The organism is Streptomyces sp. NPDC026522, assembly GCF_055567555.1.
Window position 1 is genome coordinate 485,154 of the sequence record NZ_JBVHQF010000003.1, and the last position, 25,610, is coordinate 510,763.

Here is a 25,610-nt window from a genome sequence, read left to right on the forward strand (position 1 = left end):
CCGATCAGCCCTTGAGGCGCGCCATCCAGGCCTCGACCTCGGCCGATGCGCGGGGCAGGCCGGCCGACAGGTTCCGGTTGCCGTCCTCGGTGACGAGGATGTCGTCCTCGATCCGCACGCCGATGCCGCGGTACTCCTCCGGCACGGTCAGGTCGTCGGCCTGGAAGTACAGGCCGGGCTCGACGGTCAGGCACATGCCCGGCTCCAGCGTGCCGTCGACGTACGCCTCGGTCCGCGCGGCGGCGCAGTCGTGGACGTCCATGCCGAGCATGTGGCCGGTGCCGTGCAGCGTCCAGCGGCGCTGGAGGCCGAGCTCCAGCACCCGCTCGACCGGCCCCTCCACCAGGCCCCACTCGACGAGCTTCTCCGCCAGCACGCGCTGCGAGGCGTCGTGGAAGTCGCGGAACTTGGCGCCCGGCTTCACGGCGGCGATGCCGGCTTCCTGGGACTCGTAGACCGCGTCGTAGATCTTGCGCTGGATGTCGGTGTAGGTGCCGTTGATCGGCAGCGTGCGCGTGACGTCGGCGGTGTAGAGGGAGTGGGTCTCCACGCCGGCGTCGAGCAGCAGCAGGTCACCGGAGCGCACGTCGCCGTCGTTGCGGACCCAGTGCAGGGTGCAGGCGTGCGGACCGGCGGCGCAGATGGAGCCGTAGCCGACGTCGTTGCCCTCGACGCGGGCGCGCAGGAAGAAGGTGCCCTCGATGTAGCGCTCGGAGGTGGCCTCCGCCTTGTCGAGGACCTTCACCACGTCCTCGAAGCCGCGGACGGTGGAGTCGACGGCCTTCTGCAGCTCGCCGATCTCGAAGTCGTCCTTCACGGCGCGGGCCTCGGAGAGGTAGACGCGCAGTTCCTCGTCACGCTCGGCGGTGACCTTGTCGGTCAGCGCCTTCTCGATGACGGTGTCGTGACCGCGCAGGAAGCGGACCGGGCCGGTGGCCTCGGCGAGCGCCTCGGGCAGCTCGCGCACGTCCTTGGCGGGCAGGCCCAGGAGCTGCTCGGCCTCGGCGAGGGAGTGGCGGCGGCCGACCCACAGCTCGCCCTGGCCGGACAGCCAGAACTCGCCGTTCTCACGGTTGGAGCGCGGCAGCAGGTAGACGGTGGCGGTGTGGCCGCTCTCGCCCGTGGGCTCCAGCACCAGGACGCCGTTCTCGGCCTGGTCGCCCGTGAGGTACGCGTACTCGGTCGACGCCCGGAAGGGGTACTCGGTGTCGTTCGAGCGGGTCTTCAGCCGGCCCGCGGGGACGACCAGCCGCTCGCCGGGGAAGCGTGCGGACAGGGCGGCCCGGCGCGCGGCGGTGTGCGCGGCCTGGGCGATCGGCTCCAGCCCGCGGAGCTCGGTGTCGGCCCAGCCGGTACGCATGTTCTCCGCGAGTTCCTCGCTGACGCCCGGGTACAGCCCGTTCTTGCGCTGCTTGTGCTTCTTCTGGGGCTGCTCTTCTTCCGGGGTCTCCGGGGTGAGCTCGTCAGCCACGTCTTCTCCTCAGCTACGACAGAACGGACCGGGTGTGGACCTCATCCATCGTATGGGTGAGCGGAAGACCCACGTCGGGTCATGTGACAAATCAGTCAAACCGGGCTGCGAGCAGCACGATGTCCTCGGCCGGGTCCGCCCCGGCGGCGCCGTTCGCCGGGCCCCCGTCCTGGGGCGGGAACACCGTGCGCAGGATGTGGTCGCAGATCGCCGCCGGGTCGTCCCGGGCGCTGCGGGGAACCCCCGCGGCCGCGGCGTGCAGCCGCGCGTAGGCCCGGTCCATGGGGTCGCCCGTACGCCGCAGCAGCCCGTCGGTGTACAGCAGCACCGTTTCTCCGGGTGCGGGTTCGAACTCCACGCTCGGCGCCTCCCAGCAGGCCAGCATCCCCAGGGGCGCGGACAGGGAGGTCTCCACGTACTCGGTGCGCCGCTCGCCGATGAGCAGCGGCGGGGCGTGACCGGCCCCGGCCAGGATCACCTTGCGGGAGGCAGGCTCGCAGTAGGCGAACAGGGCCGTCGCCGAGCGCGCGGGCTCGGTCAGCCGAAGCAGGAGTTCGAGGTCGGACAGGACTGCGACGGGGTCCTCGCCCTCCATGACCGCGTACGCGCGCAGCGAGGCCCGCATGCGTCCCATCGCCGCGACCGCGCTCGGCCCCGAGCCGCTGACGGAGCCGACGGCCAGCCCCATGGCTCCCTCGGGCAGCGGCAGCGCGTCGTACCAGTCACCGCCGCCGCGCGGTCCGGTGTGGTGCCGGGCGGCGAGCTGCACCCCGGCGATCCGGGGCAGCCGGCTGGGCAGCAGTTCCTCGGCGATCGTGGCGAGCCGGGAGCGGGAGCGCTCCACCTCCATCATCCGCGCGAGGTGCTCGGCGGCGTGGCGGACGTAGAGCCCGGCCAGGTCGCGCTGGCGTTCACTCGGTTCGGCCTGCTCGTCGTAGAGCCAGACGGCCGCGCCGAGCCGGCCGGTCGCCTCCGCGGTCAGGGGCAGCGCGTAGCTGGCGGCGTACCCCAGCCGGGCGGCGACCTCGCGGTGGCGGGGGTCGACGGGAGCGGCGAACGCGCCCGCCCCGGCCGCTGCGGCGCCGGGCTCCGGGAGCACGTCGCTGCCGCCCTGCGCGTCCGGGAGTCCGTCGAGGATGCGGCCGTACGAGGTGGCGCTGCGGGGCACCGTTTCGATGTGGCCGAGGTCCGCGCGGCCGAGCCCGAGGCCGATGGTGGTGGCCGGACCGAGCCCGTCGGACGGTTCGAGGACCACCAGGCCGCGGCGGGCTCCGACGAGCGCCGCGCCGGCCCGCACGAATTCACGCAGGGAGGCGTCGAGATCGACGGCCCGTGCGAGGCGTTCGGTCAGTTCGTGGAGGGTGGTCAGGTCGGAGACCATGCCCGCCAGCCGGTCCTGGATGACGGTGCTCGCGGCAGGCGGCACGGTCGGAACGGGGGCGGCGGTACGTGCGGGAGCGGCCGCGGTGGGCGCCGCAGTGTGCGGTGACGCGGTAACTGCCGGATCGATTCCAGCCACTTTCGGCAGATGCGAGGCGCTCATGGCGTCCGCCTTTCCACCTGGTGCGATTCGCCATATAGCATCGCAAACCCCCAGATCGTGCTGCGCCGCCATCAATGGATCCACATCTACACGCACACGAGGAGCGATGTCCAGCATTGCCCAGGTGGGAATCCTGGTGTCCGCAGGTCCACAACTCGCTGTCCGGCCAAGGGCAAAACTTGGCCGGAAAAAGCCGGAAGCGAACGGTTTTTGCGATCGACTGAGCGGGCGTCCCAGCGGGTCCGGGTACGTAAACGGTGGTGCTCGGGGCCAGTTGACGCCTCCCGGCATCTGCCGGGAACCGCCCGGCGCGTGCCGTCGTCCTTAGCGGCGGCAGCCGGTCTCGGCATCCGGCGGGTGTTGCGCTCGGCCCCGCCGTACGTTGGATGGACCCGTAAGAAAACTGCACGAACCGTGTGAACCTGCTTCCGGTGGACAGTGACGCGAAACGTGTACGTGTGGTGAAACACCGCTTACGTGGTGTGATGTGGCCCTCGGCGTTCAACGGAAAGGAACGAGCGCTCATGCGCGAGATCCTCGGAAGGCGTCTCCAGCGGCTCCGCGATCGCTTGAAATCCCGTTTCCCGACCTCTCCCGCCGCCCGGAACCCGGACGGCGGCGCCGCTTTCCTGCTCGACGCGGCCCTGACCTGCGCCACCGTATGGCGGTGGCCCGTACTGCCCGGCGTGGGCCGGGCCGGCGCCGACAGCGCCCGGTGCGCCTGCCCCGACCCCGACTGCGTGGTGCCCGGCGCGCATCCCTTCGATCCGGGCCTGCTCGCGGCGACCACCGACCCCCGGATGGTGGGCTGGTGGTGGGCCAGGCGGCCGGCCGCCCCGGTCCTCATGGCCACCGGTGGCCCGGCGCCGTGCGCGGTCAGCCTCCCCGCCGTCGCGGCCGCGCGCGCCGTCGGACGGCTGGACGCGCAGGGCATGCGGCTGGGCCCGATCGTCGCGTCGCCCACCCGCTGGTCGCTCCTGGTGGCGCCCTACTCGCTGGAGCGGCTCGGCGAACTCCTCTACGCCAAGGACCACGTGCCCTCCTCCCTGCGCTTCCACGGCGAAGGCGGCTACCTGCTGCTGCCGCCCTCTCCGGCGTCCGGTGGCGGGCAGGTCCACTGGGAGCGCGAGCCGTCGACCGGTCCGGAGGGCCTCTGGCTGCCCGAGGTCGAGGAACTCGTCCACGCGTTGGTGGAGGCGAGCAGCGGGGCGCCCGGAGGCGGAAGCCGGCTCGCGTACTGACGCCGCGCGCCTGCCGTATCACTCTTACGGGTGTCGGCGAGCGCGGTTTGCAGGGGAATTGGGCGCGGGGATCTCCGTGCCCCATTCCGGCATCGCTATCTTCGGCGAATGAATCTCCGCCTGATCGGTATCGGCGCCGGTGTGCTGATCATCTTGTCGCTTCCGCTTGCAGGAGCGATCGCCGGACCGGATTTCGCCGGTCAGGGTGACGGGAAGGCGGGCGGGCTGCTCTCGTCGCTCGGCCTTTCCGACGCTTCCCGTACGTCGGACAAGGCGCGGGCCGCCGCCCGCCCGGCTCATCCGGGCCCACCGGAACAGCCCCGGACGGATGCGCGGTGCGGTCCCGAACTCACTTCGCCGCACGGCCTGGAGGCCCAGACCTGCGTCCTGGTGAGCGAAGGCAGCACCTGGGGCCGCAGCTACTACCGCAACACCAGCGGCCGCGCGCTGGACGCCGTACTGACCGTGATGGGGCCTGCGGGGCGCACGGTGCAGATCCGCTGCGCGGTGGGCGCGGGGGACGAGCCGGGACTGTGCGAGACGCCGAGGGAGGCGTCGGCGGGCACCGCGAACGGTTACTCGGCCGTAGCGGAGTTTGCAGTTCCGGATGATGAAGGGGCACTGCTACTGCGGTCCGGGAGCAACGCACCGGCACCGAAGGGTGGTTGAGCACCACCGGAAATGGAAGGGCCCGGTCGCTGGCGACGGGGGATGCACCAGCGACCGGGCTACAAGAACGGTAACAAGAGATCGCCTGTACGCAAATTCGATCTCTGATATTCAGACACCGATTTGCAGGCGATTAGCGGGAGTTGTGACCCCGGTCACCGGAACCGCAGGGGTGCGGCAGGGTCAGCTGAGCGTCACCTGACGGTTCGTGAGGCCGCCGCGCGCCCGGCGCTCCTCGGGGGTCAGCGGGGCGGTCGTCGCCAGGGCCGCTGCCAGGCGCTCCGCGAGCTCCGCGGCGGGCTTCTCCACGTCGTCAGCCGAGACCCCGGTGGGCAGGTCCCACACGGGGACCATCAGACCGTGGGCGCGGAACGACCCGACGAGCTTGGTGCCCTCGCCGAGCGAGGAGGTACCGGCCGCGTGCAGCCGCGCCAGGGCGTCGAGCAGCTTCTCCTCCGGGTGCGGCATGACCCAGCGCAGGTGGTTCTTCTCCGGGGTCTCGCACCAGTAGGCGGCGTCCACGCCGGTCAGCTTGACCGTCGGGATGGCGGCGGCGTTGGCGCGTTCCAGCGAGGCGGCGACCTCCGGGGAGGCGTTCTGAGCGCTCTCCGCATCCGGAATCCAGAATTCGAAGCCACTGTGCACAACCGGCTCGAAAACGCCGTCGGTGTCCAGGAGATCCTGAAGTCGGGGACCCTCGGCCGGAACCCGGCGCGCCGGAACCGGAGATCCCGGCTCCGCGGTCAGTGCGCGCTCCAGGGTGTCCGCCATGTCCCGGGCGAGGTCCCCGGTGCTCGAGTCGTTCTGGAGGCCGAGCAGGACGGAACCGTCCTCGCGGCGCAGGGCCGGCCATGCCATCGGCAGTACGGTGACCAGCGTGACGGACGGGACGCCTTCGGGCAGGCCGTTCTTGAGGGTCAGCGGCACGGTGGCCGCGGGGACGAGCTCGCGCAGCGCCACCCAGTCGCATTCGCCGGGCAGGCCCTCGAACGGGCGCTGTACGTGTTCGGTGACGGCGTGCGCGGCCGCGGCGCCGTGGCAGGCCTTGTAGCGGCGCCCGGATCCGCAGGGACAGGGCTCGCGGGCGCCCACCACTGGGATTTCCCCGTTGTGGAGCTGCGGCTTCGCGGTCTTCGCGGCGGGGCGCTTCTTTGCCATCGTGGGTGTCTCCCGGTTGCGGCGGTACGGCGGGTTCTGGGCGCGAGCCTAGCCGTTGGTACCGCCGGAACCGGTGGGGTGCGGCCGGGAGCACGGTCGGCGTGCGCTCCCGGACGGCCGCCGGCTGCTCTGCCGGATCCTGCGAGCCGTATTCCGGTGTCTCTTCGCGGGAACCTCCTTCGCGCGCGGACCCTCCTCAGGTATCGAGGTCGTCGAAGGCCGAGGTGAAGTCGATCGCCGGGGATGCGACGCGCGTAGCGAAATCCTCGTGCCGGGTCCCACAGGCGACGATCACCCATACGGTGACCTCACCCGAAGCTCCGTCCCGGACACCCCAGTCCTGGGCCAAGGCGCTGATGATGTTCAGCCCCCGGCCGCCCCGCGCGGTGACCGATGGTGTGGACGGAATCGGGCGGGTGGGTCCGCCGCCGTCAGTGACCTCGACCGTCAGTCGTCCTGCCTTGTCGACGCCCCATGCGGCGCGTATCTCCCCGTCCCCGACTTCCCGCGCGCCCAGTGGCCGGCCGTGTCGGCAAGCGTTGCTGAGCAGTTCGGAAAGGATCAGAACGGCGTCGTCCACGACCGATTCGGACACCCCGCTGATCCGCAGTTCTCTGCGCATCCGGCGCCTCGCCTCGCCCACGCCCGCAGGACCATGGCGTACGCCCATGCACGACGACGTGGGCACTTCCTGTGCCATCACCAACGCCACCCCCGGAACCTCCTTAGCCCCACGCCATGATCTGGATGCCCCAATGGCCTGGACCGGAAACCGCCACGGATGGGCCCTCTGACGCATTCACGACGGACGGATGCGGAGCGGATGCGCCGGTGCACACCCTGTTACGGAAGGGGTGGTGGGGGCGGGTGTGCAAATCGGGACGTCAGCGCCCCAGCTGTGACAGAACCTGACGGGGTCTGTTCGTGATGATGGCTTCTACGCCCAAATCAGCGCAGAGCTGAACGTCATCGGCTTCGTTTACGGTCCATACGTGCACGGGGTGGCCCGCTGCATGGAGTCGGCGGATGTATGCGGGGTGGTTGCGTACGATCCGCAGCCCCGGCCCGGCGATGCTCGCCCCGGCCGGCAGCCGCCCGTCCCGCATCCGCGGCGAGATGAACTGCATGAGGTAGACGGTGGGGATCGTCGGAGCGGCCGCCCGTACCCGGTGCAGGGAGCGGGGGGAGAAGCTCATGACCCGGACGGGGTGCGGTCCCTCGGCGGCCGGGGCGTCCAGTCCGAAGCGCTTGAGGAGGAACAGGAGCCGCTCTTCCACCTGTCCGGCCCAGCGGGTGGGGTGCTTCGTCTCGATCGCCAGCTGTACCGGGCGGCCGGCGTTGGACACCAGCTCCAGCAGCCGCTCCAGAGTGAGCACGGAGGTGCGATCGGGGTCGGCGTCCCAGTCGGGGGACTCGTCGCGGTCCTTCCAGGAGCCGAAGTCGAGGGCTGCGAGGTCGGCCAGTTCCAGGGCGGAGACGGCGCCGCGGCCGTTCGAGGTGCGGTTGACCCGCCGGTCGTGGACGAGTACGAGGTGGCCGTCCGCGGTGAGCCGGATATCGCATTCGAGGCCGTCGGCGCCGTCTTCGATGGCTTTCCGGTAGGCGGCCAGGGTGTGCTCGGGGGCATCCTCCGATGCGCCGCGGTGGGCGACGACCTGGATGGGGTGCGGCATTGCATGGGTCACCGGGTCATGGTGCCACCGAGGGGCCCTCACGCGTCGGGGTGAGTCCTGCTGATGCGGGTGAAATGTCGGATATAAAGAATGGACGGAGATGCACAGGTCCGGCTTACAGTGCTCTGACGGGTCATGGGAAAGGCTCTGTACTGGAACTTGTGCGGCACGTCGAACGTTCTGTCGGACCGGTATCACCAGATATCCAGCACCAGTAGCCGTGTGTGTGAACGAGGAGAGAGCGCTGTGAGCACCGAGAACGAGGGCACCGCGGCCCCGACGCCCCCCGCGGCCCCGCCCGCACCCCCTGTGCCCTTGGCCGCTTCGTCCACCCCCGAGCCCTCGTCGCCCGCCGAGCCCGGGGCCGCGCCCTTCGACGCACCCGCGGTGCAGCCTCCGGCGCACGCGGCCGGTGCCGAGCCGACCCAGCAGCTTCCGCACACCGCTCCGGCCGCGCCGCCTGCCGCTCCGGGCTACGGGCAGCCGGCCCCGGGTGCGCAGGACCCGTACGGGCACGCCCCGCACGCTCAGGCACCGCACGGCCAGGCCCCCGCCCCGGGGGCGCACGGCGCGGAGGGCTGGCCCCCGCCGCCGCCCGCCGTCCCGGCGTACAGCACCGACGGCGGACACGGCGGTGGTACCTGGGGTGCCCCGCTGACCGCGCACGGGGCCCCGGACCCGAAGCCCAAGGGCAGGGGCGGCCTGATCGCGGCCGTGCTCGTCGCGGCCCTCCTGGCCGGCGGCGTCGGCGGTGGCGTCGGCTACTGGGCGGCGGAGCGCAACAACGACGGCTCCGTCTCGACCACGATCACCGCCAGCACCCCCAAGGACCTCAAGCGCGAGCCCGGCTCGGTCGCGGGCCTGGCGGCCGGCGCGCTTCCGAGCGTGGTCACCATCGAGGCCTCGGCCGGAGACGGCGAGGGCGGCACGGGCACCGGGTTCGTCTACGACGAAGAGGGCCACATCCTCACCAACAACCACGTCGTCGCCTCCGCCGCCAACGGCGGCAAGCTGACCGCGACGTTCTCCAACGGCAAGAAGTACGACGCCGAGGTGGTGGGCCGGGCCCAGGGCTACGACGTGGCCGTGATCAAGCTCAAGAACGCGCCGGCCGGGCTCAAGCCGCTGGCGCTCGGCGACTCCGACAAGGTCGCCGTCGGCGATTCGACGATCGCGATCGGCGCCCCCTTCGGCCTGTCCAACACGGTCACCACCGGCATCATCAGCGCCAAGAGCCGCCCGGTGGCCTCCGGTGACGGCTCCGGGGGCAAGAACTCGTACATGAGCGCGCTGCAGACGGACGCCTCGATCAACCCGGGCAACTCCGGTGGCCCGCTCCTCGACGGCCATGGCGCGGTCATCGGCATCAACTCGGCGATCCAGTCCGCCGGGAACGGCAGCTTCGGCGGCGGCCAGGCCGGTTCGATCGGCCTCGGTTTCGCCATCCCGATCAACCAGGCCAAGAACGTCGCCCAGTCGCTGATCAAGACGGGCAAGCCGGTGTACCCGATCATCTCGGTCTCGGTGGACCTCCAGTCCAAGGTCGAAGGCGCCAAGATCTCCGAGCAGGGCGCTTCCGCCAACGAGCTGGTCGACCCCAACGGTCCGGCCGGCAAGGCGGGCCTCAAGCCCGGGGACGTCATCACCCAGTTCGGCGACAAGCCGATCGACAGCGGTCCGACCCTGATCAGCGAGATCTGGACGTACAAGCCGGGTGACACGGTGAAGCTCACCTACGTGCGCGACGGCAAGCCGAACACGGTGGACATCACGCTCGGCTCGCGGGTGGGGGACAAGCCCTGACCGAGTGGCGGCCCGGGCGAGCGCTCAACGTCCGCTGGGCAATGGCTTGATGGAGAGGGGCCGTGGGCGGGATTCCGCCTACGGCCCCTCCCAACGTCCGCTTATGCTTCCTCCGTGTTCGATTCTCGGCACATACGGACATTCCACGAAGTGGTCGCCTCCGGGTCCTACTCGGCGGCCGCACGCGTCCTGGGGTACACCCAGCCCGCGATCACCCAGCAGATGAAGGCGCTGGAACGCGCCGTCGGCACCCCGCTCTTCACCCGGGTCGGCCGGACGATGCAGCTCACCGAAGCCGGGGAGTCCCTGGCCCGGCACGCCGAATCCATCCTCGGCAGCCTCTCCGCCGCTGAAGCGCAGCTCAAGGCGTACGCGCGGCTGCGCACCGGGCGGGTGCGGGTCTGCGGGTTCCCCAGCGCCAACGTCACACTCGTCCCCGAGGCGCTCAGCGGGCTGGCGAAGGAACACCCGGGCATTCAGGTCGAGCTGCTGGAGGGGGAGCCGCCGGAGTCCTTGCGGCGGCTTCAGCGAGGTGAATGCGACATCACACTGGCCTTCACCTACCCCGGGCTGCACGAGGAAGTTCCTGAGGAGGTAGCCGAGGTCAAACTGCTGGAGGACCAGCTGACGGTGCTCCTGCCGACCGGACATCCACTCGCCCGGCGCCGGGCCGTCCACCTGGCCGACCTCGCCGGGGAACGATGGATCGCCGGCTGCCCGCGCTGCCGCGCCAACCTGTTGCACGAGTGCGCGGAACTCGGGTTCGTCCCCGACATCCGGTTCGCGACCGACGACAACCTCGTGGTGCAGAGCCTCGTGGCGCAGGGCCTGGGGGTGGCGATGATGCCCGCCCTGGTGCTGCCCTCGCTGTCGCTGACCAAGGTCTGCGGCCGACCGCTCCAGCCGGCCGCGCGCCGCCACATCGCCGCGTACGTGTACCGGGACCATCTGCGGATCCCGGCGACGGCGGTGGTCCTGGACGAGTTGAAACGGGTGGCGGAGAACCGCATCGGCTGCTGACGCCGGCGGGCTACGGCCACCCAGATCCATAAGCGCAGCTTGGAATTTCAGGTCAGAACTGTCGTTGGACGTGATGGATGGGCTGCCGGACGCTCCCTGTATGACCACCACCACACCGGCCCGTACGACCACGAGGATGGCCGCCCTCATCCATGAGATCCGCGTAGTCGTAGAGCGTGGGCTCGTCCCCGACCTGACCGCCCACCTGGTCGGTGAGCGGCTCGCCCCGTACCTGCGCGGGGATGATCTGCTCACCCCCGAGCAGCGCGAGGGGCACGCGGACCGGTACCGGCAGCACGTGCTGCACGCCGAGCCGGACGGCAGCTTCTCGGTGGTGGCGCTGGTCTGGTTACCGGGCCAGGAGACCGCCATCCATGACCACGTCGCATGGTGCGTGGCCGGCGTCTACGAAGGGGCCGAGAGCGAGCTCCGCTACCGGCTGGCCCCGGCCACGTCGACGGCGGGCGCGCGCCTGGTAGCGACGGAGGAGGTCGTGAACGGACCTGGCGACGTCTGCGGGTTCGCCCCGCCCGGTGACATCCACAAGGTCCGCAACTCCTGTCGTACGACGGCGATATCCATCCACGTCTACGGCGCCGACGTGTCCCGCCTGGGCAGTAGCGTCCGCCGCGTCTACGCGATTCCGGCCGGCTGATGGCTCTGCTGAACCGGCCCACCCACCGCCCGGTATGGGACCGGCTGCGCCATGTTTCACGTGAAACGACGCCGACCGCTCCTGTTTCACGTGAAACTTCGCCTTCCCCGTGGCCCGGGCTGGCGCTCGCCGCCTTCGGTGCATTCCTCGCCTGGTGCCTGCACCTGGTGGTACCGGCCGTACCGATGCTGACTGCGTCGGTGGTGCTTGGCATCTGCGTCGCGCATCTCCCGGTCACCCGGGCCCTCGTACGAGGGCCAGCGCGCCCAGGACTGTCCCTGGCGGGCCGCAGGCTGATGCGGATCGGCATCGTCCTGCTCGGCCTGACGCTCGGCTTGGGCCAGGTGCTCCGGCTGGGCTGGTCGACGGTGGCGATGGTCAGCGCGGTGGTCGCCGCTACCTTCTTCGGCACCCTGTGGCTGGGTCGGCGCCTGGGATTGCCGGGGGACCAGCCGTTGTTGATCGCCACCGGGTACTCGATCTGCGGGGCCTCAGCGATCGGCGCGGTGAGCGAGGTGTCCGGCAGCGATGAGGAGGACGTGGCCTCCTCCGTCGCCTTGGTGACTCTGTGTGGAACGTTGGCCATTGCTGTACTTCCGCTCCTCCAGGATCCTTTGGGCCTCTCCGACCTGGAGTTCGGCCGATGGGTGGGCGCGAGCGTCCACGACGTCGGCCAGGTGGTGGCGACCGCGCAGACCGCGGGACCCGGCGCACTCGGCGAGGCGGTCCTGGTCAAGCTCATGCGGGTGGCGCTCCTGGCCCCGCTCGTCGCGGCTGTGGCGTTCTCGGTACGGGCCCGGCGGCGCGGAGTGCGTACGGCCTCGGGACGGCGGCCCGCCCCGGTGCCGCTCTTCGTGGCCGGCTTCCTACTGGCGGCCGCGGTGCGGGCCACCGGGGTACTGCCCGGCCCGGCGCTCGACGGGGCGCATACCGCCCAGGAGGCGCTGCTCGCCGCCGCCCTGTTCGGTCTGGGCACCGCGGTGCACCTGCCCTCCCTGGCCCGGACCGGAGGCCGCGCGGCGGTGCTCGGCCTCGGTGCCTGGGTGGTGGTCGCCGGGGTCTCCTACGGAGGCGTACTGCTCACCGTATGAGGGGTGCAGTGAAGGGAGTTGGCCATTTCCTGGCCGGAACCGACCGAACGTTCCGACTGCGGCCTGACATCTCACCCTTGCCGTGCCACCCTGCACCCGATCCGCACCGACCACTCTTCACCCCCACCCTGCCCGGTTCCGACCGGACCGGGCACGGCAGAAGGAGTCCTGCGTGAATCGACACCGCACGGTCGCATCCGTTCTCCTCGCGGCGAGCGCCCTGCTCGCCGGTGCCCTGACGGCCGCCACCCCCTCGGCCGCAATGGAGACCCCGCCCGCCCCGTCCTCCTTCCGGCAGCAGCAGACGCCCGGCTTCTGGACCGCCGAGCGCATGCGGGCGGCCACCCCGCTGGACGTCACGGCGGCCCGGGTATCCGGGTCCCGCCGCTCGCCGTCCCACACGACCCGCCCCACCTCGGTCCCCGCCACGCCGGTGGCAGCCTCCCCCGCCTCCTTCCCGCAGCCGGGCGGCGCCTGGACGGGCGGCGGCGCGGTCGTGAAGACTTCGGGCCGGGTGTTCTTCACCTTCAACGGCCGGACCGCTTCCTGCTCCGGCGACTCCATCACCAGCGCCAACGGCAGCACGGTCATCACGGCCGGGCACTGCGTGAAGTACCAGGGCGCCTGGCACACCAACTGGATCTTCGTCCCGGCGTACGACAACGGCAACGCACCGTACGGTCAGTGGGCGGCGACCAAGACCTTCGCGACCACCCAGTGGGCGGCGAGCGAGGACATGAACATGGACGTCGGCCTGGCCGTCGTCGCACCCCTGAACGGCCAGAAGCTCAGCCAGGTCGTCGGCGCCCAGGGCATCCAGTTCAACGGTGGCTACAACAAGAAGATGTACTCGTTCGGCTTCCCCGCGGCCGCGCCCTATGACGGAACCAAGCTGGCCTACTGCAGCGCGAACACCGGCAAGGACTTCCTGCTGACCAAGGACCACAGCCTGGCCTGCAACATGACGGGCGGCTCCAGCGGCGGCCCCTGGTTCCAGGACTTCAACGAGGCCACCGGCCTCGGCACCCAGGTCTCGGTGAACAGCTTCGGTTACAACTTCCTGCCGAACACGATGTTCGGCCCGTACTTCGGCGACGAGGCCAAGGCGGCCTACGACCAGGCCCAAGCGGCCTGACCCCGCCCCCACCGGCCCCCACCGCCCGGTACTCTGTACCGGCCAGGTGGGTTGCCCGAGCGGCCTAAGGGAACGGTCTTGAAAACCGTCGTGGCGCGAGTCACCGTGGGTTCAAATCCCACACCCACCGCACCAGATCAGGCAACGCGCTGATCAGAAGGGGTGTCCCGACCAGGGGCACCCCTTCGTCATGCGGGCTTGTCTCACCCTGACCCGCCCCTGTACCGCTTTGGATCATCGTGTGTGGACCAGGCGTGGACCAGGACCCGGGTCGTATCCCGCCAGCTGAGCCTCTCGCTGGAGGTGGCCTCGGCAGGAGCGGGCGCAGGAGGCACTGACGCCTCAGCAGAACCACGAGTTGGTGGCCAGTGCGAGGCTGAGCGCAGATGCGACACAGGGCGCGACGAGTCGGGCGCGCGGACGCGGGAGGTGAAGGCCGGCGACCGAGCCAGAAGGTCAGGCAAGCGCCCTACGGGCGAAAGTTGCCCGTCAGGTCGGGACTATTGACGGGCCAACTGAGAGAACTGGCATCGAGCGCGAACGATCTCTCGATGAATTCGAGCGAGATTTGAGTGTCTGGGCGCGCGTCGATGCGGGTGGCTATTCCCAGCTCCGGAGGGATTTCAAGGGCGACTTGCGAAATCCAATCTAGGATTTCAAGGCGACTCTCCTCGGGGCTGCCGGATGGTAGCACTGCAACTATTTCGTAGCTGACACCTGTAGGCGTGGTCCCGAAAGTTGCAAGAATATCTCGGGCCTCTGCTGCAATTTTTCTGGTCCGCTTCGCTTTGACTTTCTTGATGAGCGAGTCGGCCAGCTTCACATATTGCTGAGGAATGGCCGGTCGATCGTACCTCAGTCCGAGCCAAGTCTTGAGGCGGCGCGGATTGGGTGTACACGTTAGATGTTCCGCCGCAGCCAGAGTCAATGGGTGTACTAGAAGGCGCGGTAGATTGTTATCGATATGGGCGCCGGAACTGTCGAGCCGAAAAAACTGGCTGCGGATTCCCCAATCAGATGGGGGGTTTTCGCGCAGTACAGGGCGCAGCTCAACCAGCACTGGGCATGCCTCTTCGAGGGTTGCCTTCCAGGCAAGCTCGCAATCCTGAGCCACCACGACCCACTCGTCGTACACTTCTCGGCGCTCTTGTGGCCGACCATCTGCTACGGAAACCCAGGACAGGGGCAGGGGGAGGCGCAGTTGGCACCCCTGTCGCCAACCCCTGGAACGAAGGGAAGTCGGAGCGCACTCTGGCTCGTCTTCGCGGTGCACGTCGATGGCGCTCAGATCATCTCCACGGTCGCATCGGGCAGAGGAGTGTTTCTGCCAGAGGTGAGCATGTCCTCTCGGGGGCCGTGTAGTGCCTCAAGCGCGCGGCTGTAAGCGCGGGGGAAGTTTTCCGAGACGAGGAGCGCAATGGCCGTTTGCCCATCGTTCCCGCGTATTTCTAGTGCAACGGAAAGGCGATTGGGATTCGCGCCGGCCGCTTGATAAAGACGGCGCATGAGATTGTGTAGCGCGGGGACGCGTGTTGCGGCTGGGCGTGACTTCGGGGAGACGGTGCCGTCTGTCTCCAGTTTTCGCACAGTTGTATGAGAGGTTCCTAGAACCTCGCCGAGATAGCGCTGGGACCAGCCTGTCCAGCTTCTAATCTCGCGGATCATTTGTGGGAGAGGTGAGGCGACCTCATCCGCACTCTCTGGAATCTCCACCCACCGGGTGAAATCGCTCAGGAAGTTTCGCCCCGTGCTCTGCTGGGGGGCGAGTCGGACCCACGGGTTGGAGTTTGTGGCGTTCCCCAGCACTTCGGCAGAGATCCCGAATGAGTCTGGGTCGCTGTAGCCTGACTTCCCAAGCCCTTGCGAGGGCCAGGTGGTGCTACTCATTTCCTTCCTCCCCTCGGACCGTTACTTCGAACTCTTCCTTGCCGGCATCTGTGACCGCCCAGAAAAAAATCTTCTCGATTTCGGTGTGCAGTTCATGGAACTGTTCGGCCAATGCCTTGGGGTCGAATTTTTGCGGAGCTGCGATGAACATGTCGATGTCCAGGACTAGAGACGGCGCATCGAGCGGGCGGGGCGGCACCCCAGCGATGACGCTACCGGCTGGCACCACTCCGTATCGAGTGATCCCCTCAACTGGCTTGTCCAAGGCCCAGGCGAAGTTGCCCGTAGGAGGCCGCCGTAGCCGAGTCTCAGTGATCGTCGCCACGAGGTGCTCCGGTGGTGTGAGCTCGGGATCCGCGAATCCGATGATCTGTGGCTTGAACCATGTTGACCAGCCGAGGCGGTCGGTTCGGACGACGTTCATGTAACGCGTCCCGATCCTGTCGCACCTACGAACGTTCATGGCCTCGGTGAGCGCCGTGCAAACCTGTTCGAACATGTCCTCTATGTCCTGCAGGCCCGGGTAGTCACTGCCGCCCACGCTCAAGCTGGCGCTACTCTCCGTCACCGTCAGCGTCCACCCGTCGTCGTTGGTGAACTCGTTGATCCAAATCTCGTTTGAGTCCGATGCGGCGGGGCCCGTAGGTCCTACCAGCATGGATACCTGTTGAACCCGGTTCCGATTCATGTAGGGGAACAGGTCAAAGAGCGCGTCTTGCAGGGGTGCGATGCCGTCAAGTGTCTGAAGGCGGGCCAGTACTGGGAAGCTCACCTGAATGATCACCTGAGCAAGCGGTGCTCGCCCCATGGCGTAGCGCGGAGGGTCAGGCAGCAACAGCATCCAAGCTCCAAGTTTCCAGGAAAGTTCCATCACCGTATCTCTTCCCCACCGCGGGGACGAGCAGTACGTAGCCAATGGCTGATTCCTTAGAGTCGGTGCCGGCGCAGAGAGGAGTGCGATCTACTCAGCTTCAAGTGCCCTTTCGATCTGACTGTTCGCGTGCTGCTGGTTGCGGCGGATGGCCTTGGCGTAGAAGCGGAACAGAACGGCGATGCTGTGGCCGGCGCGGCGGGCGACCTCGGCCGGGGAGACGCCGGACTCCAGCCAGAGCGAGACGCACGCGGCGCGAAGTCCGTATGGGACCTCGGCCAGGGGCGTCTTGACTTCCTGCTTGGTGAGGACGGCCCGGCGAGCAGCCTTCCAGATGTCGCCATACTCCTTGCTCAGGAGGCCGCCGCCGCGTGCGGCGCGGAAGAGTCGGCCGTCCTCGGCCGTGCCGAACTCCGCGATGTGGCCGCAGATCAGACGTACCAGGACCGGCGGGATCGGTACCTCGCGGGTGGCCTTCCGGGCGCGCTTCTTGAGGCCCCGGGAGTCGTAGGACTCCCCCGAGTCGGTCCAGCCGGAACCGACGCGCGGTGAGCTGGAGGACAGGATGACTTGGCCCCAGCCTTCCTCGGGAAGCGTGAAGTCCGACTCACGGAGGCCGACGGCTTCGCCGGGGCGGGTGGCCGCGTAGTAGAGGCACCCGAAGAACGCCTTGAGGTGGCGGCCACGGTCTCCCTGCTCGCCCACGGCATTGATGAGCTTGCGGGCCAGCGCCGGACCGGGGACGTAACGGAAGTCGATCTCGTCGTCCGTTTCGGGTGCCGTCCAGTCCACCTTGGTCAGGGGCAGGGAGGGCAGGCGGTCCAGCTCGACGGCGTAGCGTAGGCAGTTGCTGAACACGGGCACCTTGCGGTTCACCGTGTTGTCCGCCGCAGCAGTCCCGTCCATCTTGCGGGCCAGCGCTTCCAGGGCGGACCGCACGACCGTCGGCGTGTTCAGGGCCGAGATGTCCACGGACTTCCGGCCGATCCAGTCGAGGGCCGCCACGATGGCTTCGGGTGCTTCCTCGGCATCGATCCGGGCTACGAGATCGCCGTCCTGGTCGAGGACGAGGCGGAAGGCCCAGGAGTAGAGGGCGGTCCGCAGAACCCGGGGAGCGGGGGCACCGCGGTTGTCCTTCACCAGGCGCGGGGTGACCGTGGCGAGGGCGTCCGCGATGCTCGCGCGGTGCTTGGCCGAAGCGTTCGGCCACTTCATCGCCACGTACTCCCGTGCGTGGGTGAACCAGGTTGGGGACTGGGCCGCCTGCACCTCGGAGGCCGGCAGGCCGGTCTCGGTGTCGAACTGTTCGCGCTTGCGCAGCGCGGCCAGCAGTTCGGAGCGGCGGCCGTCCGCCTGAGCCTTGATCTTGTAGCTCTTCGAGAACGGCTGAACGCCGACTCGCCAGCGCAGCTGATAGGCCGCAGCGCGGTCGGGGCGCTTGCGGATGCCCCAGATCTGCACGTCAAAGGTCAGCACGCGGGCACCTCGCAGCCCTCGAACCACGCGTCGAGGTCGGCCCGGCGGATGCGGATCTGCCCGTTGGGGAGCTTGAGGCAGCGGGGCGCATTCCCGCGAGCGCGGAGCCGGTAGAAGGCGGCCCGCGACATGCGCAGCTCGGCCAGCGCTTCGACCATGGTCAGCATGCGGGTGGTCGGTGCGGCGGTCACTGCCAGACCTCCCCTTCGGTCTCGGCCCGTTCCTTGTCGGCACGGGTCTGGTTGATGTCGTGGAGGGTCTGGGCGGCGAGGAGTTCTTCGCCGGGGCGGTAGCCGGAGGCGAGGTAGGCCCAGGAGGACTCGGTGACGAGCGCGGTGTCCGGGCTGGGCGTGGGGTGGCCGGCGCGGGCGGCGTCGGCCTGGGCGAGGCGCCAGGCGCGGCGTACGTCGCGGAGGACTCCGAGGGTGGTGGAGTAGGCGCGGGACTTGGTGGAGAAGTGGCCGCGGAAGCCGAGCATGTGTGCCCACTTGCAGAGCTTGAGGTCTGCGAATTCGGACAGGCCGCCGAGGTCCCAGGCGGTGCGGATCATCTGCCGGACGTGCCGGTGCACGGGCAGTTCCCGCAGAGGTTCGGCCTGGCGGGTGCCTTCGCAGTCGGGGCAGAGATCCTTCACGCGTCCTCCGACAGTGCCCCGGCCGGAGCAGGTCCGGCAGACCAAGGAGCGGTCCACGGTGCCGGAGTCCTCGGCGCTCTTGGTGGCGTACTTGGCGACGTACCCGGCCACGGCCGCGTCTGTGAGTTCGCCGTCCCCGAGTGCGGTGATCTCGCGAACGTCGAGCATGTCACCCCAGCGGATCTCGTGGTCTCCGACGGTGTCGGAGGTGACGGTGAGGGCGGTGCGGGGTACGGCGGTGCGGATGGTGTGGGTGAGGTCGTCCACGGTCGCCCAGGCTGGAGGGGCGCTGGTGTGGCCGTCAGGGCCGTCGATGCGGACGACGGCGTGGAAGTGGACCAGGCCGCGCTTTTGGTACTCGGCGACCTTGGCGAAGGACACGCGCAGGAGCTGCTTCATGTCCTTCTGCGTGATGCCGAAGCGAGCGGCCAGAGCGCGGCGGAGGTTGAGGGTGAAGCGTGCCCACAGGGCTCCGGCATGGGCGTTCCACAGCACGGCGCCGGTGTAGTCGTACGTCTTGGGGGCCAGGGGCGTGCCGAGTTCGGGGGCGCTGTCGGGGTGGTGGTCGCCGCAGCGGCAGGCGCGGGGCTTGCCGTCCTTGTTGGTGGGGCGGTTGTGGACGGGGCCGAAGGAGGGGGCGGTGAGGGTGAGGAAGACGCGGGGGTGGGTGCGGACAGTCTCGGGGACGTTCTTGCCGCCGCAGAGTCCGGCGCGGACGAGGTGGAAGGTGTCGGCGGCGTAGGTGCGGGAGCAGGCGGGGCAGCGGGAGGCGCGGCGGTTGCCGCAGGTGGTCAGGAGCCGTCCGGTGGGTTCGTCGCTGGTGGAGTACGAGCGGATCGTTTCGCCGGTTGCGGCGTTGCGGGTGTGGGTGTGGCCGACGAGGTTGACGGGGCGGGTGCAGCCGCGCAGACGGGTGACCTGTTCGCGGGTGCGGTCGAAGTTGTCGAGGTTGGCCAGTTCGATCAGGTCCCGGACAGCGGGGCTGATCACGTGCCGCAGGTCGAGGTTGCGGGGCATCGGCAGGAGGACCCTTTCCGCTGGTGGAGGGCCCCGGGCAGCACCAGCAGGTGGGTGTGGTGCTGCCCGAGGGCATGACGGGCCAGGCCCAGGGGCCAGGAGGGGGGAGCCGGAAGGCCGGCGGAGAGTGGGTCAGGCCGACAGCGCGGCGTGCGCGGCGGCGGCCAGCGGGAGGCTGACGCCGAGGCGGGCCTTGAGCTGGGGCACGGTGATCGCCTGACCGTTTGCCGAGTGGTGGGCGTCGGCGATTTCGCGGGCGGCGTCTAGCAGGGCCGGTGCCACCTTGACGGCCGGAGCCGAGACGGGAGCCGGGGCCTGTGCCGGGGCGGGCGCCGGGTGTGCCGTCGGTTCGGCAGCGGGCTCCGGGATGGGTTCGGGCTCCCGGACGGACTCGGGTGCGGCTTCGGCTGGGGTGTCCTGTGGCAGTGCTTCCGGGGCGGGCTCGGGAGCGGGGGCCAGGGGTACGGCCGGAGCAGGGGCCGGGGTGGTGACGGCGTGGAAGTGGCGGAGGAGCGCGGGGCCGACGGCGCCCCATCCGAGCAGGAGCAGCGGGGCCACGGCGTCCACGCAGGCGCGGCCGTAGTGCCCGGCGATGATGGGTTCGGCGACGTTGAGGGCGAGGGTGAAGAGGCCGGAGGCGTGCATCAGGCGCGTTGCCGCGGTGAGGTCTTCGGCGGGTACGCCGCGCAGGGAGAGGTACCGCAGGGCGACCAGGAGGCCGAGGACGGACAGGTCCACCATGGGCGCGATCAGGGGTGCGATCGGGTCGGGGATGCCCAGGCGTAGGGCCAGGCTCCAGACGTTGCCGAAGGAGAACACGAAGGCCAGCAGGGCGATGACCGCCATGACCACGGTGACCGTGCGCTGAGTGATCCGGTCTTCTGACATGAGAGGTTTCACCTCCTTCCACAGGTCGAGTCGGGGCAGAGGAGCGGCCGGTCAGCTGTCGGGTGCGAAGCCGGCCAGACGGGCGGCATTCGGCCCGAGGTAGGTCTCAAGGACTCGGCGTTCGTCGGCGTTGGCGACCCGGTACGCGGCGATTCCAATCCGACGGGCCAGGTCGAGGTCCCCGGCGGTGATCACCCGGCGCATGGCCCGGATGTAGATCCTTCTCATGTGGGGGCGCATATCAGGCCGCCATTGCCGGGGGCTCAGGGTCGTCGTTCTCCTTGCCCAGGTCCACGACCGTGCGGGTGGTGAGGTCTTCCAGGAGCCGGGCGGGGTGGCGGACCAGGTGGGTGGTGGCTTCGGCGACGTGGGCGGCGTGCTCGTCGGCGACGAAGGGGGTGCGTATGCGGATGAAGCCGGGGCGGCCGTGCTGGGACATGACCGCCACGCCGACGTATGCGGGGTCCTGGAGGGTGACGGGGCTTGCGTCGGGCCACTCGCGGATGTCGTCGCCGAGGGCGGCCACGGCGGCATCGGCGGTCTTCTGCGCGAAGGACAGGCCGACCGGGCAGACGTCGCGGATGAAGGTGGGGATGGCGTCACCGGTGGTCTTCTGCGTGGTCAGCAGGGTCAGCATGCCGACCGAGCGTCCCTTTTTCACCAGGTCCTCCACCAGCCGGGCGTTCTCCGCCGCGAGTGCGGCCAGGTTCTTGGTGGCCGCGTCGGAGCCCTTGTGGTCGCGGAAGTAGGTGTGGGCTTCGTCGATGATGACGACGACCAGCGGCCAGTCCGCCGAGGGCCCGACATGCCACATGTTCTTCACGCCCAGCACCCGGCGGATGGACGCCGAGCGGGCGCGGCGCAGCTGCACCAGGTCCTTCAGCTTCTTGTTCGCCTCTTCCAGGTCGTCCCCGCAGAAGTCGAACGCCCGCTGTACAAGGTCGGCGTAGTCGCCCTCGTAGGCGTGGGAGACCTTCCCGTCGAAGAAGACGAACTGGGTGGCCGGCGAGGGGGCCCAGTCGCACACCAGCTTGTTCACGCACGAGGTCTTCCCGAACCCGGGCAGGCCGCCGATCGCGACCCCGGGCACGTCCTTCAGGTGCACGGAGACCGGCATGCCGAACTCATCCACCCCCAACTCCCACATCGCCGACTCCTCCGGCGGATGACCGCTGGGAACGTGCGCGGTGGGGGTGACGAGCGGGTCCACCCGGACCCCGCGCAGCATGACCTGCCCGGGCTTGTCACCCGGCAGTACCGACACGCGCGTCATGCGCCAGGCGTCCGCGAGGTAGGGGGCGGCCTTCTGGAACTCCGCCAGACCCACCTTCGGCAGGCAGTTCGCCCACGCCATCACCCCGAAGTCGTCCGGAGTGACCTTGAGCGCCGGGACCAGGATCCGCGGCTTGGGCGGGTTCTTGCCGTCAGTGTTGGCGAGCGAGGCAAGAGCGGTGGGCATCTTGTCCGTGACCGACAGCCCGCACATCTGCGCCAGCCGCTTCCAGCTCCGCCGGATCCTGACCGCCTGTCGGATGCTGACCCGCTTCATCGGCGAAGCTCTGAGGTAGCGGACCACCCACACGACGGCCCACAGGGCGATCAGGCCGAGGCCGAGCCACACCACGACGTTGAGCCAGCGCGACGCTTCGTTCAGTTCACCCAGTTCGTTCACTGGGCACTTCCTTCCACTCGATAGGGCAGCCGGTCAGAGCCGGTTGCGAGATGTGCTGGTGAGCGGGGGCCGGGTCCCGCCGAGGATGGTCGGGGCCCGGCCCACCAAGCCGCTCAGTCCTTACGCGGCCGCTTCCACCGGGATCTCCGGGACGGCCGGGTTCTCGACCAGTTCCAGGGACGCGCAGCGGTAGGCGACGCCGTCGCAGAGGTTGCCGTTGAAGATCCGCGCCCACGGGGTGGCGAACAGCTCGACAGGGCGGACGAAGCGGCCCGGGTGGAGGCCGTTCGGCAGGCCGTTCGCCGGAACAGTGATCTTCATTGCCTCCGCGCGCTCGTCCTCCATCAGGAAGAGCGTCACCGTCAGCAGCGGCACGCCGGTCTCCCGGTCGGTCGCACGGATGCCGTTCTCCTGGTCCGCCCACTTCGCGACCGGCAGCGAGCCGACCATGAAGTTGGTGGAGTCCAGCAGGCCGACGCGGATACGGGTCATAGCCATGGGTGATGAAACCTTTCGCCGAGGCCGCTGAGGTGCGGCGCTGAAACTATTGATACATAGCCCTGCTAGCAGGGTCAAGTGGGTCTAATGGAGGGGCAGGGGCAAATGAGGAGAGAGTGGGGGCGCGAGCGGGGGGAAAAGTCAGACGAGTGTGCTAGGCGTGCTAGAGGTGGCTACCCTGGGGTTGTGACCCCTGCCCACACCGCCAAGCCCGACCGCCGGCCGCCGTATCAGCACGCAGCCGACGAGCTTCGGCGTGAGATCAAGGCAGGCCGGTTCAAGCCGGGCGAGCAGCTCCCCTCGTACCGCGAGCTGCAAGACCGCTTCGGCATCGCGAGCATGACCGCCCGCAGCGCAGTGAACGTCCTCCGGGACGAAGGGCTCGTCTACACGGTTCAAGGCCGCGGCAGCTTCGTTGCCGACGCTCCGGAACTGGCCCACGAAATCCCGGCAGACTACGAGGCACCTGCCTGGTACCTGGCGTCCAAGCGAGACGAAGCCTCGGCAGGGGTCCCCGGCGGTCAGGTGGTACCCGCCGAGGCCCTTACCGAGATGCTTGGGTTGCTGCGGGACGAGATCCGTGCGCTGAGCGCGGATCATCAGCAGCTCAAGCGGGAAGTCGCCGAACTCAGGGCCGAGCGGCGGGGGCGGGAGCGGGAATAGCGGTCCGGCGCAGTTCTGCCACGTCTTCGATGAGCACTGCGGCTTCCAGGCGCATTCGCCTCACTGCCGCCAGCATTTCCGCGACCATGACCTGAGCGGATACCGCTTCCTGCTTGCCCATCTCGACCTCTTCCCCCTGCTTTGCCATCGAACCGGCCGTCCCGCCCTGATCCGGTCCACCACATACACGCGTCCCTGCTACCGACCGCTTGGGCCACTCTTTGGTCCACCCCCGATGTGAGGGTGCACCGAAACCCGCGGACAAAGCGAACCCCAGCCCGTCAGGCGGGTGGAAGCGGGAAGTTCCTTCTATGAATCCCGTCCCGCGCGCATCCACCCGCAAGATGCATCCCGCCTGGCAGGACGCCATAGAGTGCGTGTCATCGACCCCACTCCACGTCATCAGCCTCACCCCCGCTCGTGCGCTCGCGGCCCTGCCCTCAGCTAGCGCGGAGTCCGAGAATTCGGATCCCCGGTCGCTTGCTAAGCGTGCACCACCGTTTGGGACGTATAAAAATCGCCTGCGGTGTGACAGCCGAGGCGGGTGATTTGCATTGCATTTCTTCTCTCTCTGGGGCCAGCCGCACGGTTTGGTGAAGACGTGGGTCCAGAGAATTACCGGTTTCGCTAACCGGGGATGGGCTGCTGTGTTGCGCCCCACCCTTTGCTAGAGGCATGTACATGCCATATCCCCGACCGTGTGACGGCCAGTCATGTTGGCCTGCATCGTGCGCCTCCCCTGCCCTTTCGCTCCGGGATTTCCGGTGCGATCGCACGCAACCAGCCAAAGCAGACAGCTCCCCCGAGCGGCCATGCCGCGCTCGTCTCACCTGTGGACAACTCCATGTGAAAGGCAGGTTGGCAGCCCGAACCTGTGGATAGAGGACGGCGATTCCGCGAACAGACTGCCTCAATCCCGGCGAAGGGACGATTTTGCTAATAGACCTCGCATTACATGACAAAGCATCCCACTCCCCACAGGCCGGGCGACCGAAGGGGTGAGCTGTCGAAAGTTTCTTTACTGGATCAAGGCGGCCCGCTGACGCGGGCCGCGCGGCGCGGCGGCCCCAGGCCGCCGCTGGCTCCATGTCTCCGCCACCGCCCGCGACGGCCCCCGCCCACTCGCGCCGCAAAAGCCCGAGGAGCGGGCAGTCAGACCCGCGAAGAACCCCGCCAGCCGCCCCACGGCGAGCACGGCCGACAGCATCGGGACGTACGCCAGGCCGGCGCGGGTCACCGCGGATTGCCCTTCACCCAGACGTGGCCGGGGCGGCCGGCCTCCACGGCTTTACCCACCTGTTCGGCTCGGGGCCCGCGTCGGGCAAGTCCAGGGGGCCACTCGTGCTAATTGCGGTCAGGCCCAAAGCCTGCCCGAGTTGCCGGCCAGCGTACGGCCCCCTGAACATGCCCGACCCCAACCCGAACAGGACACCGGCCAAAGCCGCTCCGGCCGACCGCGCTGTGAGCCGACGGCCGTAGCAAGTTCAGTTCAGGAGCGGGGAGTTCGGTTAAAGCCGCCGGGCCAGGCCCAGTCTGGGTGATAGGTGATGACACGCTCGTACGCCGTCTGGAGGCTCTGCCGATCAGGCTTCCCGCTGAGGGCAACAGAGAAGAAGGCGTGCCGGGCATCCGACGCCTCTTTGACTCGGCGAGCGTTCAAGATGCCAAACTCGCCGATCCCCATGCCGGCTTCGAAGGATCCCTTCATCGCGATCTTCACGCACTCGAAGAGGTAGTCCTCACCGCCGCAAGCTTCCAGCTGGCCCCTTCGCGCAAGCTCGGCTGCTACATCGTGAAGCCCAGTGGGCTTGTCAGCCTGGTGCAGGTCGACGATGGCGCTGTAGATCGCACCGTTCCGGCTCAATCCACCGAGCGCGAGGCCGTAGGAATGCTCGTTCGCCTCGGTAGTGACCGAGGCTGCCACAGCATCTGAGGCGGCATCCCAGAGTGTTTTGAAACGGTCGACCTCCGCTTCCTCTGACAGCTTCGGCCGCGCAGCCTTGGCGAGTTGCTCGACAACCACCTCCACAACGCCCCAGGCAGGAAGCTGCGGCTTGATGAAGGCGTGGTGGATCTTTGTGTGGCTCGCAGCCTTCTTGACCGCTCGTTGCAGTTCACGGGCAGATGGATGCCCTGCCTTGCGGTGGAGGGCATGGAGTTCACTGTTGAGGGTGCGGAGGGGTCCCACAGGCAAGGTTGGTTTCGTCCAGCGGCCCACGACAACCTCTATCCGAGCACTCTTACGACCTGATGGTGTCAGGAAGCGTCACGGCTTGTCAGGGAAAGTGAGAGCTTGCCGTGGGCCTGTCACAAGACGTAAATGCCTCTATCGAGTGACTCAGGCTGCTGTCCACGTCAACGTTTGGAGTCTTCGTGGAGCAGATCAGCACTCGTACGCTTCTACTCGCAGTCGTAGGGGCCCTGACGGTCTACGTCGCGCTGCGGAACCCGCCACTAGGGGCGGCGCTTGGCATCGGCGTCGTCGTTGTTGCCTTTCTCCACGACATCCTGGGCCGCTAGGTGCGTCGTGCCAGACCTCGACCGA

Annotated in this window: 23 protein-coding genes and 1 tRNA gene; 9 read left to right on the plus strand and 15 right to left on the minus strand. The window is 68.9% G+C overall.

Going from position 1 to position 25,610, the window contains the following annotated elements; all coding sequences use genetic code 11:
• Positions 1–4: 4 nt before the first annotated feature.
• Together ACZ4M3_RS10615 and ACZ4M3_RS10620 are read right to left on the minus strand one after the other, a co-directional pair.
• The gene (locus tag ACZ4M3_RS10615) at positions 5–1,471 is read right to left on the minus strand and encodes an aminopeptidase P family protein (RefSeq protein ID WP_467731212.1); all 1,467 of its coding nucleotides are present in this window, start codon (positions 1,469–1,471) and stop codon (positions 5–7) included.
• A gap of 91 nt (positions 1,472–1,562) precedes the next feature.
• Positions 1,563–3,131 (minus strand): PP2C family protein-serine/threonine phosphatase, encoded by a 1,569-nt coding sequence (locus ACZ4M3_RS10620; RefSeq protein ID WP_467731213.1) that lies wholly within the window; start codon positions 3,129–3,131, stop codon positions 1,563–1,565.
• A 407-nt stretch (positions 3,132–3,538) separates the two neighbouring features.
• Here ACZ4M3_RS10620 and ACZ4M3_RS10625 point away from each other — a divergent pair, with 407 nt between their 5' ends.
• Positions 3,539–4,255, plus strand: a complete 717-nt coding sequence (locus tag ACZ4M3_RS10625) for a bifunctional DNA primase/polymerase (protein WP_467731214.1) — start codon at positions 3,539–3,541, stop codon at positions 4,253–4,255.
• A 108-nt stretch (positions 4,256–4,363) separates the two neighbouring features.
• Entirely contained in the window at positions 4,364–4,924 is a 561-nt protein-coding gene (locus ACZ4M3_RS10630; protein WP_467731215.1) for a hypothetical protein, read from the plus strand.
• Between the two features lie 183 nt (positions 4,925–5,107).
• On the opposite strand, the gene ACZ4M3_RS10635 is transcribed toward ACZ4M3_RS10630, so the two are convergent.
• From ACZ4M3_RS10635 to ACZ4M3_RS10645, 3 genes are all read right to left on the minus strand, one after another.
• Entirely contained in the window at positions 5,108–6,082 is a 975-nt protein-coding gene (locus ACZ4M3_RS10635) for a DUF5926 family protein (RefSeq protein ID WP_467731216.1), read from the minus strand.
• Between the two features lie 196 nt (positions 6,083–6,278).
• Positions 6,279–6,881, minus strand: a complete 603-nt coding sequence (locus ACZ4M3_RS10640; protein ID WP_467731217.1) for an ATP-binding protein — start codon at positions 6,879–6,881, stop codon at positions 6,279–6,281.
• 85 nt (positions 6,882–6,966) lie between these two features.
• Positions 6,967–7,755 (minus strand): glycerophosphodiester phosphodiesterase, encoded by a 789-nt coding sequence (locus ACZ4M3_RS10645; protein WP_467731350.1) that lies wholly within the window; start codon positions 7,753–7,755, stop codon positions 6,967–6,969.
• A gap of 246 nt (positions 7,756–8,001) precedes the next feature.
• On the opposite strand from ACZ4M3_RS10645, the gene ACZ4M3_RS10650 reads away from it, so the two are divergent.
• From ACZ4M3_RS10650 to ACZ4M3_RS10675, 6 genes are all read left to right on the plus strand, one after another.
• Positions 8,002–9,558 carry a S1C family serine protease gene (locus ACZ4M3_RS10650; protein WP_467731218.1) on the plus strand — a complete coding sequence of 519 codons (1,557 nt, stop codon included), beginning with the start codon at positions 8,002–8,004 and terminating at the stop codon, positions 9,556–9,558.
• Between the two features lie 114 nt (positions 9,559–9,672).
• On the plus strand, positions 9,673–10,578 hold the full coding sequence (locus ACZ4M3_RS10655; protein ID WP_467731219.1) for a LysR family transcriptional regulator: 906 nt from the start codon (positions 9,673–9,675) through the stop codon (positions 10,576–10,578).
• Positions 10,579–10,678: 100 nt separating this feature from the next.
• Positions 10,679–11,233, plus strand: coding sequence for a cysteine dioxygenase family protein (locus ACZ4M3_RS10660; protein ID WP_467731220.1), 555 nt, complete (start codon positions 10,679–10,681; stop codon positions 11,231–11,233).
• Positions 11,233–12,324 (plus strand): YeiH family protein, encoded by a 1,092-nt coding sequence (locus ACZ4M3_RS10665; protein ID WP_467731221.1) that lies wholly within the window; start codon positions 11,233–11,235, stop codon positions 12,322–12,324. Before ACZ4M3_RS10660 ends, ACZ4M3_RS10665 begins: the two co-directional genes overlap by 1 nt.
• Before the next feature lie 172 nt (positions 12,325–12,496).
• A complete protein-coding gene (locus ACZ4M3_RS10670; protein WP_467731222.1) occupies positions 12,497–13,459 on the plus strand; it encodes a trypsin-like serine peptidase in 963 nt (320 codons plus the stop codon).
• A 45-nt stretch (positions 13,460–13,504) separates the two neighbouring features.
• Positions 13,505–13,589 (plus strand) — tRNA-Ser (locus ACZ4M3_RS10675).
• A gap of 339 nt (positions 13,590–13,928) precedes the next feature.
• Here ACZ4M3_RS10675 and ACZ4M3_RS10680 read toward each other — a convergent pair.
• From ACZ4M3_RS10680 to ACZ4M3_RS10720, 9 genes are all read right to left on the minus strand, one after another.
• Positions 13,929–14,594: a hypothetical protein gene (locus ACZ4M3_RS10680; protein ID WP_467731223.1), complete on the minus strand. Its 666-nt coding sequence runs from the start codon at positions 14,592–14,594 to the stop codon at positions 13,929–13,931.
• A gap of 744 nt (positions 14,595–15,338) precedes the next feature.
• Positions 15,339–16,187 carry a TIGR04255 family protein gene (locus ACZ4M3_RS10685; RefSeq protein ID WP_281207513.1) on the minus strand — a complete coding sequence of 283 codons (849 nt, stop codon included), beginning with the start codon at positions 16,185–16,187 and terminating at the stop codon, positions 15,339–15,341.
• 120 nt (positions 16,188–16,307) lie between these two features.
• Positions 16,308–17,693, minus strand: a complete 1,386-nt coding sequence (locus tag ACZ4M3_RS10690; RefSeq protein ID WP_467731224.1) for a tyrosine-type recombinase/integrase — start codon at positions 17,691–17,693, stop codon at positions 16,308–16,310.
• Positions 17,687–17,860: a helix-turn-helix transcriptional regulator gene (locus ACZ4M3_RS10695; protein ID WP_150261958.1), complete on the minus strand. Its 174-nt coding sequence runs from the start codon at positions 17,858–17,860 to the stop codon at positions 17,687–17,689. The genes ACZ4M3_RS10690 and ACZ4M3_RS10695 overlap by 7 nt, the downstream gene beginning before the upstream one ends.
• A 20-nt stretch (positions 17,861–17,880) precedes the next feature.
• Positions 17,881–19,344 (minus strand): replication initiator, encoded by a 1,464-nt coding sequence (locus ACZ4M3_RS10700; protein ID WP_467731225.1) that lies wholly within the window; start codon positions 19,342–19,344, stop codon positions 17,881–17,883.
• Positions 19,345–19,476: 132 nt separating this feature from the next.
• Complete coding sequence (locus ACZ4M3_RS10705) at positions 19,477–20,232, minus strand: DUF2637 domain-containing protein (protein WP_467731226.1); 756 nt, start codon at positions 20,230–20,232, stop codon at positions 19,477–19,479.
• A gap of 51 nt (positions 20,233–20,283) precedes the next feature.
• On the minus strand, positions 20,284–20,460 hold the full coding sequence (locus ACZ4M3_RS10710) for a hypothetical protein (RefSeq protein ID WP_467731227.1): 177 nt from the start codon (positions 20,458–20,460) through the stop codon (positions 20,284–20,286).
• 13 nt (positions 20,461–20,473) lie between these two features.
• On the minus strand, positions 20,474–21,904 hold the full coding sequence (locus tag ACZ4M3_RS10715; RefSeq protein WP_467731228.1) for an FtsK/SpoIIIE domain-containing protein: 1,431 nt from the start codon (positions 21,902–21,904) through the stop codon (positions 20,474–20,476).
• Positions 21,905–22,024: 120 nt separating this feature from the next.
• Positions 22,025–22,402 carry an SCO3933 family regulatory protein gene (locus tag ACZ4M3_RS10720; RefSeq protein ID WP_467731229.1) on the minus strand — a complete coding sequence of 126 codons (378 nt, stop codon included), beginning with the start codon at positions 22,400–22,402 and terminating at the stop codon, positions 22,025–22,027.
• Positions 22,403–22,588: 186 nt separating this feature from the next.
• Between ACZ4M3_RS10720 and ACZ4M3_RS10725 the strand changes: the two genes are divergently transcribed.
• Positions 22,589–23,065, plus strand: a complete 477-nt coding sequence (locus ACZ4M3_RS10725; protein WP_467731230.1) for a GntR family transcriptional regulator — start codon at positions 22,589–22,591, stop codon at positions 23,063–23,065.
• Positions 23,066–24,554: 1,489 nt separating this feature from the next.
• On the opposite strand, the gene ACZ4M3_RS10730 is transcribed toward ACZ4M3_RS10725, so the two are convergent.
• Positions 24,555–25,283 carry a DnaB-like helicase N-terminal domain-containing protein gene (locus ACZ4M3_RS10730; protein ID WP_467731231.1) on the minus strand — a complete coding sequence of 243 codons (729 nt, stop codon included), beginning with the start codon at positions 25,281–25,283 and terminating at the stop codon, positions 24,555–24,557.
• Between the last annotated feature and the right edge of the window lie 327 nt (positions 25,284–25,610).